10 protein-coding genes are annotated in these 14,163 nt (G+C 58.3%); 7 read left to right on the forward strand and 3 right to left on the reverse strand.

Annotated elements, in window-relative coordinates; genetic code table 11:
- Nucleotides 1-99: 99 nt before the first annotated feature.
- Nucleotides 100-1,446 (reverse strand): group II intron reverse transcriptase/maturase, encoded by a 1,347-nt coding sequence (gene ltrA / locus HWX74_RS02540; protein ID WP_217704802.1) that lies wholly within the window; start codon nt 1,444-1,446, stop codon nt 100-102.
- A gap of 755 nt (nt 1,447-2,201) precedes the next feature.
- Nucleotides 2,202-2,627 carry a nucleoside 2-deoxyribosyltransferase gene (locus HWX74_RS02545; protein WP_176012046.1) on the reverse strand — a complete coding sequence of 142 codons (426 nt, stop codon included), beginning with the start codon at nt 2,625-2,627 and terminating at the stop codon, nt 2,202-2,204.
- Nucleotides 2,628-2,811: 184 nt separating this feature from the next.
- On the opposite strand from HWX74_RS02545, the gene arnA reads away from it, so the two are divergent.
- From arnA to HWX74_RS02580, 7 genes are all read left to right on the forward strand, one after another.
- Nucleotides 2,812-4,809, forward strand: a complete 1,998-nt coding sequence (gene arnA / locus HWX74_RS02550) for a bifunctional UDP-4-amino-4-deoxy-L-arabinose formyltransferase/UDP-glucuronic acid oxidase ArnA (protein ID WP_176012047.1) — start codon at nt 2,812-2,814, stop codon at nt 4,807-4,809.
- A 23-nt stretch (nt 4,810-4,832) separates the two neighbouring features.
- Complete coding sequence (locus HWX74_RS02555; RefSeq protein WP_176012048.1) at nt 4,833-6,497, forward strand: glycosyltransferase family 39 protein; 1,665 nt, start codon at nt 4,833-4,835, stop codon at nt 6,495-6,497.
- On the forward strand, nt 6,494-7,378 hold the full coding sequence (locus HWX74_RS02560; RefSeq protein WP_176012049.1) for a 4-deoxy-4-formamido-L-arabinose-phosphoundecaprenol deformylase: 885 nt from the start codon (nt 6,494-6,496) through the stop codon (nt 7,376-7,378). Before HWX74_RS02555 ends, HWX74_RS02560 begins: the two co-directional genes overlap by 4 nt.
- Nucleotides 7,379-7,495: 117 nt before the next feature.
- Nucleotides 7,496-8,626 (forward strand): LacI family DNA-binding transcriptional regulator, encoded by a 1,131-nt coding sequence (locus tag HWX74_RS02565; RefSeq protein ID WP_176012050.1) that lies wholly within the window; start codon nt 7,496-7,498, stop codon nt 8,624-8,626.
- A 218-nt stretch (nt 8,627-8,844) separates the two neighbouring features.
- On the forward strand, nt 8,845-9,585 hold the full coding sequence (locus HWX74_RS02570; protein ID WP_217704827.1) for a type II secretion system protein: 741 nt from the start codon (nt 8,845-8,847) through the stop codon (nt 9,583-9,585).
- A 73-nt stretch (nt 9,586-9,658) separates the two neighbouring features.
- Nucleotides 9,659-11,953 (forward strand): family 20 glycosylhydrolase, encoded by a 2,295-nt coding sequence (locus HWX74_RS02575; protein WP_176012052.1) that lies wholly within the window; start codon nt 9,659-9,661, stop codon nt 11,951-11,953.
- A 158-nt stretch (nt 11,954-12,111) separates the two neighbouring features.
- A complete protein-coding gene (locus tag HWX74_RS02580; RefSeq protein WP_176012053.1) occupies nt 12,112-13,215 on the forward strand; it encodes a metallophosphoesterase in 1,104 nt (367 codons plus the stop codon).
- 2 nt (nt 13,216-13,217) lie between these two features.
- On the opposite strand, the gene HWX74_RS02585 is transcribed toward HWX74_RS02580, so the two are convergent.
- Complete coding sequence (locus tag HWX74_RS02585) at nt 13,218-14,048, reverse strand: metallophosphoesterase (RefSeq protein ID WP_176012054.1); 831 nt, start codon at nt 14,046-14,048, stop codon at nt 13,218-13,220.
- Nucleotides 14,049-14,163: the final 115 nt, after the last annotated feature.

Here is a 14,163-nt window from a genome sequence, read left to right on the forward strand (position 1 = left end):
CAGCGGCGCTGGCCGGAAACCCGATCGAGTAGGAGCCCGGTCATTAGTTGGCCGGGCGTCCTCTCACACCACCGTACGTGCCGTTCGGCATACGGCGGTTCAGCAGCTTGAGTGCAACGCTTTGTACCGAAGTAGGATATCGTCATACCCTATTTCGGCAATGCGTTGAGACGGCAATACACGATGTAAAATCCAACTACGGGCAATATGCCAGTAGCCTTTCCTCGTATTCGCCCATTCCCACGCTTTTCCCTCGGAAATACCCAACGATTGCAGTCGCGTAAATCGTGTCCGTACTCGTTTCCACTGTTTCCAAACATACGTCCGAATTTTCCGTTGAATCCATTCATTCATGTTTTGCATAAACATCTTCATGTCCGCAATCGCATAGTATCCGAGCCATCCGACGGTATATTGCCGAAGTTTGTACAGCATATATTCCACCGAATTTCCCTGATTCCTTCGGGTCAGCTCGCGAACCTTGGCTTTGAAGCGGTCTATAGACTTCTCGTGTATTCGAATTCCGGCCTGTCCTTTCGTCGTACTTCGCAGTGCGAAGCCGAGAAACTTCAGCTTCAGCGGACTTCCCGCTTTACTTTTGGATTCGTTTACTTTGAGTTTCAATTTCGCTTCAAGAAACCGTCTGCTGCTCGCAAGTACGCGTTCGGCGGCGCGTTGACTTCTGACGTAGATGTTGACATCGTCCGCATATCGTACGAACTTGTGTCCACGGCGTTCCAATTCCCGGTCGAAAGCGGTCAGGTAGATGTTGCTCAGCAATGGCGAAAGATTGCCGCCCTGTGGACTGCCTTCTTCCGTTCGCGTCACCACGCCATTGATCATGACTCCGCTCTTCAAGTAGCGTTTAATCAGGCACAAAACTCGTTGATCAGAGATTTTGGCCCGCAACATTTCCATCAACAGCTCATGGTTCATGGTGTCGAAATACTTGCTCAAGTCAAGATCGACAACCCGCCGATAGCCTTGATTGTAGTATTTCCGTGCTTGCCGGATGGCCTGATGAGCGCTACGCCCCGGTCGGAAACCGTAGCTGTTTTCTGAAAATTCCTCCTCGAATATCGGGCAGAGGACCTGCGATATTGCCTGTTGAATCATCCGATCCATGCCCGTTGGAACACCAAGCATCCGTATCCCCCCGTCCGGTTTCGGGATTTCAACCCGGCGCACCGGTTGCGGGCGATACGTTTCGGTTCGGAGATTTTCAAGGAAACTTTCCTTGTGTTCGCACAGATACGCCAACAGGTCGTCAACGGTCATTCCGTCCACGCCCGGCGCTCCGCCGTTTCTCTTGACTTGCTTGTACGCACGGTTGAGGTTGTTACGCTCAAGGATGCGTTCAAACAAATCAGCACCGTCTTTCGCTTCAGTTTCCCGCGTAAGCATGCTCCGCACTCCCGGATTCTCTTCGGCTTCCAGCCTATCCATCCCCGGGCAGTTCCGTTTCCGGATTTTCTGCTCTCTACACATGCTGCACCTTTCACTTGCGAAAGATCGACTACTGTTCGGCCCTTCCCGTAAAAAAAAACACGGTACTATGGCCTCTGCTGACTTCTCAACGTTCAGCCGCACATCACTGTACGGGTTGAAATTACCATGCATTCACGGCTTCATTCATACCGTTGAGATCTCCCCGGATAAGAGCGATAACTTTCATCCCAGGCGCCTGGTACATCTACACCACAAGGTTCGGGCAGTATTGGACTTCGCTTTGTTGTGCAAGCTCGTCCGCCTTGCAAATGCCTTATATGTACTTTCTGTTCGTCAGGCCGGGAATTTGCCGCCGACTTCCTTCAGATTCCACCTCGCGGTGGACACCCTTGCCTTAAGCTAACAGTTCCTACTGCCAAGTCTGTAACGGACTTTCACCGTCAAGTTATCACCCATGCCGGGCGTACATAAAAAAACCGCCGGAGTGCCTTGAACGGCGCTTCGGCGGTTTTCCGCGTCCGGAAATCGGGAGTTATTTCTTCCTGCCGAAGATTTTTTCCCAATTTTCACGATACTTCGCTTCATCACCCGGACGGCGTTTGCTTCCTTTGCCAGCCATGATCCAAACTCCTTGAGGTTGATGGTTGATCGATGCTTTTATTTTTCAAAGCTTATACTATAGCGAATTTTCCCCGAAAAGCAACCCGGCTCCGCTGAAAAATCCGGATTTTTTCACGGCGGCGCCTCCGGAATCATTCCCCAAGCTCTTCCGGCGGGAAATGGGTCCGGATATAGGCGACCGCCTGTTCCAGCGAACCGAGAATCTTCGTACAGTAACGGACCATCCACGGACTGCATTCCTGAAACGAAAACGGCGAAAAGGCGATGACAAACTTGCCGAGGTGATGCGAGGCGTAAAACACCTCCATGCTCGTCCCGATGCTCGGTTTGTTGTAATTGACCAGGATGATGTCGGCCGCCCGGACATCCTGCAAATCGAATTCGACGATTTCGTTGGCGCTGTCCACCTCGCGGTCGACGAACATGCGGCGCATCGGGTCCAACAATTTATAGGCTTCCCCCAACTGCGTTTTGGCAGCCGCCCGCCAGGCGCGGGCCTGTCCGGCATGTTCATCCATGATCGGACCGGACAAATAGACGACAAGACGTTGTTTCATTTCAACTCCGGATTGCAGATAACTCAAATTTGGCCAATACTAATACACCGCCAACCGCCGAATTTCCCGCCGGCATCAATCTTTTTATCGAAGAAACCGGAAAGCCGGTTCGCAAAAAACGGTTTGCCGGGTTATCTTATGGCGATGATTTTTCTAATTGCAACGCTGATCAGGAGGTCAAGCCATGAAATGTGTGGTGTTCGCTTATCATAATATCGGCCGGACTGGCATCGAACAGTTGCTGGCCAACGGATACGAAATTGCCGCGGTATTTACCCATAAGGACAATCCCGACGAAACCATCTGGTTCGGTTCGGTCGCCGAGCTGGCCAGCAGTCACAACATCCCGGTTTTCGCGCCGGAGGATGTCAACCATCCGGTCTGGGTCGAACGGATCAGGGCGATGAAGCCGGATATCATCTTTTCGTTCTATTACCGCAATATGCTGTCGACCGATATCCTGGATCTGCCGCCGAAAGGGGCGTTGAACCTGCACGGGTCATTGCTGCCGAAATACCGCGGCCGGGTGCCGCTGAACTGGGCAATCATTAACGGCGAAAGCACCAGCGGCGTCACGCTGCACTACATGACCGCCAAGCCGGACGCCGGCGACATCATCGGCCAGGAGGCGTTCGCCATCACCGAGGACGACACCGCCCGGACCGTATTCGACAAAGCGGTGGCCGCCGCCGGCCAGTTGCTCGGCCGGGTACTGCCGCAGGTCAAGTCCGGCAATATCCAGCGCAAAATCCAGCAGGAGAGCGAAGCCACCTATTTCGGCGGCCGCAAGCCGGAGGACGGCCAGATCGACTGGTTCAAATCGGCCCGGGAAGTGCGCAACCTGGTGCGCGCGGTGACCAGGCCGTATCCGGGCGCCTTCTCCTTCATGGGCGACCGCAAATGTTTCTTCTGGGCGGTCTCCGAAACGACCGCCGACGGCATTTTCGCCCCGGGCACCGTCATCTCCGCCAATCCGCTGGTCATCGCCTGCGGTTCCGGCGCCGTCCGGGTCGACGCCGCCCAGCTCGAAAACGGCATCTACACCACCGGTGAACAATTCGCCGCCGACGCCCGCATCGTCAAGAACATGACATTCGGCGCCAACGCCCGCCTGGCCCAGCAGGCCGCCCGCAAGAAAAGCGTGCTGATCCTCGGCGTCAACGGCTTCATCGGCAGCCACCTGAGCGAACGCCTGCTGGCCAGCGGCAAATACGAAGTTTACGGCATGGATTTGCGCTCCAACTACATCGAGCACCTGATGGGCCTGCCGAATTTCAACTTCCGCGAAGGGGACATCGCCATTCACCGCGAATGGATCGAATATCACATCCGCAAATGCGACATCATCCTGCCGCTGGTCGCGATCGCCACGCCGATCGAATACACCCGCAATCCGCTGCGGGTGTTCGAACTGGACTTCGAGGAAAATCTGCGGGTGGTGCGTTACTGCGTCAAATACAACAAGCGCATCCTCTTCCCGTCGACCTCAGAGGTCTACGGCATGTGCGAGGACGCCTATTTCGATGAAGACAATTCCAAGCTGGTCACCGGCCCGATCCGGATGCAGCGCTGGATCTACTCCTGCAGCAAGCAACTGCTCGACCGGGTCATCTGGGCTTACGGGGTCCGGAACAATCTGAAATTCACGCTGTTCCGGCCGTTCAACTGGATCGGACCGCGCCTGGACAGCCTGACCTCGGCGCGGATCGGCAGTTCGCGGGCGATCACTCAGATGATCTTGAACCTGGTGCAGGGCTCTCCGATTCAGTTGATCGACGGCGGCGAACAGAAACGCTGTTTCGTCGACATCTCCGAAAGCATCGAGGCGCTGTACCGGATCATCGAAAATGACAAAGGCTGCTGCGACGGCCAGATCATCAACATCGGCAATCCGGACAACGAAGCGAGCGTCAAGGTGATGGCGGAAATGCTGGTCGAAAAATTCGAAAAACATCCGCTGCGCGACAAATTCCCGCCGTTCGCCGGCTATCTCGTCGTCGAAAGCGGCGCCTTCTACGGCAAAGGCTACCAGGACGTTCAGCACCGCTGCCCGAGCATCAAAAACGCCAAGCGGCTGTTGCACTGGACACCGTCGGTTTCGCTGGAGCAATCCATCGAAACCACGTTGGACTTCTTCCTGCAGGAAGCGGTCAAATCCGGTGAATTCGGCATCCTGGATTGAGCCGGTCCATTCGGCCTGAATCAATGCCAACCAAACGAATTGCCGAACTTGCCGGCTCCTTGCGCGCCGGCCGGTGCTTCTGGCTGCTGTTCGGGTTGTCGCTGCTGATTTTTCTCGGCGGCCTGGGCAGCCGGGAGATCTGGTCGGGCGACGAAACCCGGGTCGCCGGCATTTCCGCCGAAATGGCGTTGGACAACAATTATGTGCTGCCGCGCCTGAACGGCCAGCCGTTCCTGGAATATCCGCCGCTCTACTACTGGTGCGTTTCAGGCTGTTTCCGCCTGTTCGGCTTCACCGATTTCGCCTCCCAGCTGCCGTCGGCGCTGGCGGCAGTCGGCGGCGTCCTGGTCGTCTTCGCCCTGACCCGCCGGCTGGGATACGGCAACCTGGCCGCGCTGTTGAGCGGCCTGATCCTGGCCACCAGCGCGCAATATTTCGGCAACGGTCGCATCTGCATGGTCGATATGCTGCTGGCATTTTTCGTCATCCTGGCCATCTGGGCCTTCCGGGAATGGATCGACAGCCGCGGCAACCGGAAACCGGCCTGGCTGCTGCTGACGGCAGCGGCGCTGGCCGGCGGCATCATGACCAAAGGACTGGTCGGGCTGGCGCTGCCGCTGGCGGCGATCGGCAGTTATATGGTGTTGGAAAATAGCTTGATCAGCCGCCGGTTGCGCTGGAAGTGGTATGCCGGCATGTTGCTGGCCTGCCTGCTCGCGCTGCTGCCGGCCGCGGCCTGGCTGGCCATGCTGCACGACACCGCCGGCGGCAGTGCGGTGCACACGGTATTCTGGACCAACAATTTCGGCCGTTTTTCCGGCAGCCAGGGCGACCATGTCGTTCCGTTCTATTATTATCTGGAAAAATTGCCGACCCTGTTTCTGCCGTGGCTGGTGCTGCTGCCGTTCGCCGGCTATGACGCCATCCGGCAATTGTGGCGCCGCCGCGATGAAAAATTACTCTATCTGTTCTGTTACCTGTTGATTCCCTATCTGCTGCTGACACTGTCTTCCAGCAAGCGCCAGGTCTACCTGCTGCCGCTGTATGCCGGGCTGGCAGTTCTGGTCGGACGCTGGCTGGCTCTGGCGCTGACCGGGGAATTCGCCTGGACCCGCCGGAAATGGTTCGAACGCACTCTTTTCTGGGCGTTTTGCGGCCTGGCCGCCGGCTTCATCGTCGCCGGCATCGGACTGGCGCTCTGGGGAAACTGTTTCAGCTTCCCGCTGCTTTCCGCGCTGGCAGGTTTTGGCGCGCTCCGGCTGATCAAGCGTCATTTGAAGCCGGCATTCGGTTGCTTCCTGGTCGCACTGGCGGCATTTTTTTCGTCGATCGACCCGGCCATCCAGAGTCCGCAGGATCAGCGCGAATCGCTGCGCCAACTGTTCCAATCCTGTTTGAAAGGCATGGCGCAAGGCGAACAAGTTTACCTTTACCAACCGGCGGAACGGATTTCCGGCGCGGCGATGTTTTACCTGAACCGTGAAATTCCGGTCATCCGCGAGGACCGAACACGCTGGCCGCAGAGCGGTACCATCCTGCTGATCGTCCGCTGCAAAGGGAAAACCCTGCCGGCGGGGTTGCTCGCCAGCGCTGCGGAACAGGTTTTTGCCGACCATTATTATGTCTTTCGGACTCCGGCGGGCGACTTGGAACATTTAATCACGCAACTCAAGGAGCTGGGCGTATGAAACTGATCGGGCTGCGCATCGATGTGGATACTTACCGCGGCACCAAACGCGGCACGCCGGAATTGTGCCGCATTCTGGCCAAACATGGCATCAAGGGGACCTTTTATTTCTCGGTCGGACCGGACAATATGGGACGGCACCTGTGGCGGCTGCTGAAGCCGGCCTTCCTTTGGAAAATGCTGCGCACCAATGCCGCCGGTCTGTACGGACCGGAAATCGTCCTGATGGGGACCGCCTGGCCGGGGCCGCAGATCGGCAAACGGCTCGGCGCCGTGATCAAGGCGACAGCCGACGCCGGCCATGAAATCGGACTGCATGCCTACGACCACCACAAAGCGCAGGCCAAAATCGACCGGATGACGCCGGAAGAGATGCACAATGAGTTGCAAAAAGGGGTCGACATCCTGACCGCCATTCTCGGCGAACCGCCGGTCACCAGCGCAGTGCCGGGCTGGCGCTGCAACGACGCGCTGCTGCTGGAAAAGGCCGCATTCCCCTTCCGGTTCAACAGCGACTGCCGCGGCAGTACGCTGTTCATGCCAATCGTCGACGGCCGGCGCCTCCCCCAGCCGCAGGTGCCGGTGACCTTGCCGACTTACGACGAAATTCTCGGCCGCAACGGCGTTACCGACGACAATTACAACACCCATATGCTCAGCCTGCTGCAGGAAGAGCACCCCAACGTGCTGACCATCCATGCCGAGGCGGAAGGCGGCAAATGCGCCGCGATGTTCGATCAGTTTCTGACCCGCGCCGGAGAACAGGGCTGGGAGTTCAAAACGCTCGGCGAACTGGTGGCCGGACAGCCGCAGTGGCCGGATGGCGCCATCGAACCGCGCCCCTTCCCCGGCCGGGAAGGCTGGCTGGCCTGCCAGAAATAGCCGGCGGGACAAAATTCCAAAATTCAAATGACCGGCTGTTGCTTTTCGCCGGACGGGTGATTATATTGCACGGTTGTAATTATACGTTTCATGAAAAGGCGCCAGAATTTGTCACTTATGTCACAAGCCAGTAAAAAACCGGCAACGCTCAAGGATATCGCGCTGTTGGCAAAATGCTCCACAGCGGCGGTTTCCACGGTTTTAAACAACTCCAAAAGCACCACCATCGTCAGCGATGCGGTAAAGCAGCGCGTCATGGAGATCGCCACCGAGCTGAATTACCGGCCCAACTACGCCAGCCGGAGTTTGAAAAGCCATCGTTCCAGGACGATCGGGCTGTATATTCAAAACGGGCCGTGGCACAATTTGAGTAATTTTTACGAGATGTCGATTTTCCGCGGCGTCGAAAAAGCGATCGGCGATTTCGGTTACGATCTGCTGCTCATCAATGTCAACTCCAACATCATGCCGGAAAAATGCGCCGCCAAGCTGCTGGAAAACCGTATCGACGGCGTCGTCATTCTGCATGCGGATCCGGACAGCGCCGCCTGGATTGACGAACTGCTGGCCATCAGCCACAACGTTGTCGCCATCGACTACAACCGCCGGAAGGCCAACCTGGACGCGATGATGTTCGACAATTACGCCGGCGTAGAAATCGCCCTGCGTTATCTGGCCGGGCTGGGGCACCGGCGGATCGGCTTCATCGGCCACGGCGTCGACACGCCGCATCTCGACGTAGTGGAGCGGGAAACGGCTTTCCGGCAACTGACCGGCCAACTCGGTTTGGACAATGACGACGCGCTGCTGTGCAGCGGCGACAAATTCGCGACGAAGCTGTCGCTCGAACAGCAATACTGCCAGGCGGAAGGCGAGTACGGCATCCGTTATTTTCATCGGCTGCCCCAGCCTCCGACCGCAATCCTGGCCTGGAACGGCCTGTCGGCGGTTTCCGCCGTGCTGACTTGCGCCAAACTCAACTGGCGCGTCCCGGACGAGATCAGCATCCTCGGCATCGACAACAGCGATTACTGCTATTTTTGTTCTCCGGCGCTGTCAGTCGTCGACCACCGGCTGGAGGATATGGGTTATCAGGGAGTGGTCACATTGATCAACCGGCTGGAAAATAACGTCACCGAAACCACCCACCGGATTTTCGCGCCAGTCATCATCGAGCGGGAGTCCACCGCTCCGCACCAATATCTAACCAGTTCTTCAAAAACGGATTATATATTTCAAATCCAATAATTTTCCACCTGAATCCAATTTTCCTAACATAATTCTATTCTTTCCATAACCGAAAAATCATCGAAATTTTCAAGGAAGGGTATTGCTTTTTTTTCATTTTTGTGATATAATTTGAATAGTTCAGAATTAAACGTTTAATTTTCATAAAGCGAAAGGTCTTTTTTCCATCTCTCTTATACTTCTCCCAAATAGAAAACCAAACCCAAGGAGCAATGAGAATGAAAACGAAGAAGATTTTTACACTGATAGAACTGCTGGTCGTGATCGCGATTATCGCCATCCTCGCCAGCATGCTGCTGCCGGCGCTCGGCAAGGCCAAAGCCGCCGCCTTGAGCGTGAAATGCAAGTCCAACTGCAAACAGCTCGGCCTGTCGTTCGCCATGTACACGCTCGACGAGGACGACTGGTTCCTGGCGGCCAGCGTTCAGGACCCGACCGACAATCAATGGGTCTACTGGCCGACGTTCCTGAATGAACACTATTCGGCTCCGGGAGAAATTTTCATCTGTCCGGCCGCCTCCGGCAGTTCGTGGAATGACGATGAAACCTCACTGCAGAACAACGTTTCGCTCGGAATGAACTTCAATACGATGGGCGCCTGGGTAGGCCATTGGCAGGCGACGCCGAAGAAAGTCAGCACAATCCAGCAGGTCGCGTCCAAAATCGGCGCCAATCCGGTCGTCGTCGCCGACAGCTTCCCGAAATCGGCCGGCGAAGCGCAGGAAGGCATTTACGTCAGTCACTATGCGCCGTACAACATGGTCGAAGGCTATGAGGTCTCCTATCAATACGCCTGGCGGGATAGCCACGGCAACAGGGTCAATGCGCTGCTGCTGGACGGCAGTGTCCGCGACTATACCCGGGCGCAGGCCTGTGAAGCGGCCAACAACAGCGATCTGGTCAATCCCTGGCAATGGGATTCCGGGACGACCTGGTGGGACACCAATACCCAGCTCTGAATATTTCAGTCTCCTCCCTGCCGGACAAGCCGGCAGGGAACAACCGCATTTGCCAGAAAGTTGAATTTTTTTTATGATACTGAAAACCTTTGCCGTTTTTTTCCTTCTGTGGACGCTGCTGCCGTTGCCGGGCAACGACGACGCGATCCGGTTCGGCATTCTGCCGCGTCCCAGGCAATTGACGGTGGAAGCCGCCGCGCCGGTCACGTTCGGTCCGGCATTCCGGCTGCAACTGCCGCCGGAAGCGCCATATGAATCATGGCTGCGGACCGAATTGATTTCTTCGCTCGGCTGGCACGAGAGTGACGCGCCGGAAGCCTGCCTCATTCAAATCCGGGAAGCGGACGATGCCGCGCCGGAACAATACACGCTGCAGCTCGATTCTTCCGGCATCACGCTGACGCTCGGTTCTCCCCGGGCCGGTTTTCCCGCCGTCGGGCGGTTGTTGAGCCTGCTCGACACCGGCTGCCTGCAAATCAACCCGGACCGTTCGCTGACCGGCCCCGCCCTGACGCTGGCCGACCGGCCCGATTTCGCCATCCGGGGCATGCACCTGCAACTGGCGTTCGAACACGCCGACGGTCTGGCGGCGGAACTCAAACACGTCAAACGTTATCTGGACGTCATGGCCCGGACCGGCTTCAATCTGGTGGTACTCGACCTCGGCGGCCGTTACCCGTTTACCAGCCTGCCGTCGGCAACCCAGTATACCCCCTGGAGCCGGGAGGCGATCCGGGAAATCGTCGCTTATGCGCGTTTGCGCGGCATCACACCGGTTCCGGGCATCAATACCATCAGCCACGTCGAACGCGCGCCGCAAGTCCTGATCTTCAAGGATCAAGCGGGCTATAACCTCGGCATGGATGTCACCGATCCGAATTTTCTGCCGCTCTACCGGCAACTGCTGGACGAACTCGGCGAACTCTTCGAACAACCGCCTTACCTGGTCATCGGAGCCGATGAATGCCGCGAGGCGCTGGATATGCTGGCTGAACGGAGCGGCAAAAGCCCGGACCGGCTGTTCGCCGACACGGTCAATGCCGTCGGCGATTATCTGCTGTCCAAGCAAATTACGCCAATCTTCTGGCACGATATGTTGTTCGTACTGCCCGGCGAACTGCAGCCGGACGGCACCCGGCTCCATGCCGCCGATTTGATCAACGAAAAATTCATCGTCGACTTCTGGAATTATGATTACCATCCCTTTTACGAAGGACTTGAACGGCTGAAAGACAAACCGAACCTCTGGGTTTCACCCTGGCTCGAAATCGGTGCCACCCAAAAACTGCTGCAGCAGGCATACCGGCAGGGCGTCAACGCCGTTCTGGGCACCACCTGGGCCTGGCCGACCGAAATCGGCGCCGCGCTGTTCCACACGGCGGCACTGTCCTGGAATCGCCACGCCCGGCTTGATTTCGACACGACCGGTGTTTTTCTGAATCTTCTGTTGCGGCGGCAGGATTTGACGCCGCCGGGCCATATGACACCGCTGACCGCCTCGGGCGGCGCACCGGCCGGGAGCGGCGTCGATTTGCCCGCCGGCAGTTTTCGCCACGGCGGCCGGCAATTCGATTGCACCGGCCCGTTGACGTTTTCCCGGCCGCTGCCGGCCTACCGGCCGCTCCGGCTCGACGAAGTTGTTTCGCAATTGGAACGGAACCGGAATCTGGAAATCCTGCTTCGCAACCCGCGGCGGGCCGGAGAAGGAATACCGGTCGACAAAGTCAATGCCCCGCGCGGCCACCTGGAAACCATTCTCTATACGCCGGAACACGGCAAGAGCACCGGCACCAATCTCTACGGGGATGACTGGATTGTCTCCGGCGGCAGGGTGGTCAAGCGAACCCACAACGAAGCGAATGCGGCAATTCCCGCGGACGGCTGCGTGGTTTCCGCCCATTACTGGCAAGGGGCGGACTGGCGTTTCTTCTACTTGAGCGATTGTTTCAATCCCGATTCCCCGTTCGAACTGGTCGGCGCGCTGCCGGCAACCGAACCGGCCGAACCGATCCGCGTCGCCATCCCTCCGGAAGCCGACGGCGTCAGTTTCCTGCTCGCGGCGGCCTTCATGCGGGCCACCGGCCCGGGTCCCCTGGCGACCGTGGAACTTCATTTTGCCGACGGCAGGCAGGAACAGCTTGCGCTGGACAGCCTTCTTTTCCGCCAAAGCACTCCCGCCCCGCCCGGCAATTTCGAATTGTACATGGCGACCGACTGTTTCGCGCCGACGGCCAAGCGGAGCCGGCTGGTCATCCTGGAATACGACCGGCAGGGCGGCCCGATGCCGCAGGAAATCATTTTCCGTCCGGAACCGGAGGCGCTGAAACAGGGACTGACCCTCGTCGGCAGCACCGCCTGGCAACGCTGAGTTTCGCCACCCGACTGGTCCGGCAGACATCATTGCCGGACCTTTTTTTGTTAGAAAACGATTGAGAATCCGGCCGGAACGGCAACGGCGGTTGCATGATTCGCCGCCGGAAGATACATTTTTCCGCAGATCGAAAAAAACAACTCGGGAGCAGAAAAATGATGTTCAAAAACCTGACGGCTTCGCTGCTGGTCTTCGCCGGCGCGGCAATCGCCTCCAACGCTTTCGGCGCGGCGGAAGCACCGGCCGCCGCCTATCGGCCGCCGCAATTGAGCGAACCGGACAACTGGACGATGGTGGTGATTCCAGACACCCAGAATTACGTCAAAAACAGCCGCAACCAGGGAATCCTCGACCTGATGCTGACCTGGACGGCGGAGAACGCCGAACCGCTTCGCATCCAGCAGGTTCTGGTCGTCGGCGACCTGGTCGACCAGAACCGCGATCCCAATCACTACCCTGGCCGGAACAATCAAAACGGCGACGAACAATGGCAGGCGTTTTCGACGTTGCTGCAGCGTTTGGACGGCAAGCTGCCTTACATTCTCTGCACCGGCAACCACGATTACGGCGACAAGGACGCCATCGACCGGCAGACCCAATTCCCCACTTACTTCACGCCCGACCGCAACCCGGCCTGGCGCGGCATTCTGCAGGCGTGCGGGCCGGACAGCATGGGAGACGAAACGCTGGCCAACGCCTGTTATGAATTCACGACGCCGGCCGGCCAAAAACTGCTGGTCGTCTCGGTCGCCTTTTCGCCGACCGACGCGGAACTCGCCTGGGCGAAAGCGCAGCTCGACCGGCCGGAATACCGCGACCATTTCGCCATCATTCTGACCCACGCCTATCTCGGCTCCGACGGCAAACGCCTCACCGGGCGCGGTTATCCGGTGGACAAGGACGGCAATGTCGGCGAAGACATCTGGAACAAACTGGTCAAAGTGACGCCGAATATCCGGCTGGTGATCTGCGGCCATATCTCCTCGCCGGACGACTGGGACGGCTGCACGGCTTATTCCACCGACCGCAACGACGCCGGCCGGACCGTCGGCCAGCTGCTCTTCGACCCCCAGGCGCTGGGCGGCGGCTGGCACGGCAACGGCGGCGACGGCTGGCTGCGGCTGCTCGAATTCTCTCCGGATCTGAAAACCATCAAGGTACGGACCTTTTCACCGCTGTTCGCCGCCAGCCCGGCCACCCGCCAACTGGCCTGGCAGCAGGAACCGTTCAACGAATTCGAAATCCGCTTCGAAGATTGAATTCAACGGTCCGCCTGGTCCGCCCGGCGGATCGTCAATTCGACGATCTCCGGCGGACAGCGGAACCGCAACTGGGCGATGCTCTGGCCGAGGCCGTTCGAAACCAGCAGCGTCCGGCCTTTTTCGACGATCAGGCCGCTGGCATAGCGCTGGCCGTACTCCGACGGCACCACCAGCCGCCCCAGCCACGGCAGATTCACCTGCCCTCCGTGCGTATGGCCGGCGATGACCAGTTTGGTTTCGGGCGGCAGCTCCGGAAAGACATCCGGATGGTGCGACAGGACGATGCCCGGTTCCGCCGGTCGGTACTCCTCCGGCAACCTGCCGGGATCGAACTGCCGGGTCTCCCGGTCCGGCAGGCCGACCAACTGGACTTTACCGGCCGGCAGCTGCAACCAACACCACTCATTTTCCAGCACCCGGATCCGGTTGTCTTCCAGCGCCCGGCGGATTCGCGGCCCGTCCTGCCACCAGTCATGGTTGCCCAGTACGGCAAAAATTCCACCCGGCGCCGTCAACTTGCCGAGCGCTTCGGCGATCGCTTCCGGCGTGGCGGTATCCTTCCAATGGCGTCCCCGGACATAATCGCCCAGCAGAAAAATGACATCCGGCTTCAGAGCATTGCTTTCAGCGACGATACGGCGCAAACGGTCCAAATCTTCCGGGCGGACATGCAAGTCGGCCAGCACAACCGCCCGTATTCCGTCGAGCGCCGCCGGCCACTGTTCCAACTGCACTTCATAACGGGTGACGACCAGCCGGTTCGGCTCCACCCGGCCAATCCAGACCAGAAAACCGGCGATCACCGCCGCCGCGGTCAAACCTCCGACCATGCGGCGATGAAAGCTTCCGGTTCGTTTATCGACGCTTGCGCCGTCCCGCGCTCCAGCGGCCATTTTCAAGCTCCGTCTCCCTCATTCTGCCGGTTCTTTGACATTTTTTTATCGT

Origin of the sequence: Victivallis sp. Marseille-Q1083 (assembly GCF_903645315.1) — a bacterium.
In the GTDB taxonomy this organism is placed as follows: domain Bacteria; phylum Verrucomicrobiota; class Lentisphaeria; order Victivallales; family Victivallaceae; genus UMGS1518.

Coding starts and splice junctions, on each gene's coding strand:
- ltrA (WP_217704802.1), bottom strand. CDS start 1,446: ATGGATAGGCTGGAAGCCGAAGAGAATCCGGGAGTGCGGAGCATGCTT.
- arnA (WP_176012047.1), top strand. CDS start 2,812: ATGAAATGTGTGGTGTTCGCTTATCATAATATCGGCCGGACTGGCATC.
- HWX74_RS02575 (WP_176012052.1), top strand. CDS start 9,659: ATGATACTGAAAACCTTTGCCGTTTTTTTCCTTCTGTGGACGCTGCTG.
- HWX74_RS02545 (WP_176012046.1), bottom strand. CDS start 2,627: ATGAAACAACGTCTTGTCGTCTATTTGTCCGGTCCGATCATGGATGAA.
- HWX74_RS02555 (WP_176012048.1), top strand. CDS start 4,833: ATGCCAACCAAACGAATTGCCGAACTTGCCGGCTCCTTGCGCGCCGGC.
- HWX74_RS02585 (WP_176012054.1), bottom strand. CDS start 14,048: ATGGTCGGAGGTTTGACCGCGGCGGCGGTGATCGCCGGTTTTCTGGTC.
- HWX74_RS02565 (WP_176012050.1), top strand. CDS start 7,496: ATGTCACAAGCCAGTAAAAAACCGGCAACGCTCAAGGATATCGCGCTG.
- HWX74_RS02560 (WP_176012049.1), top strand. CDS start 6,494: ATGAAACTGATCGGGCTGCGCATCGATGTGGATACTTACCGCGGCACC.
- HWX74_RS02570 (WP_217704827.1), top strand. CDS start 8,845: ATGAAAACGAAGAAGATTTTTACACTGATAGAACTGCTGGTCGTGATC.
- HWX74_RS02580 (WP_176012053.1), top strand. CDS start 12,112: ATGATGTTCAAAAACCTGACGGCTTCGCTGCTGGTCTTCGCCGGCGCG.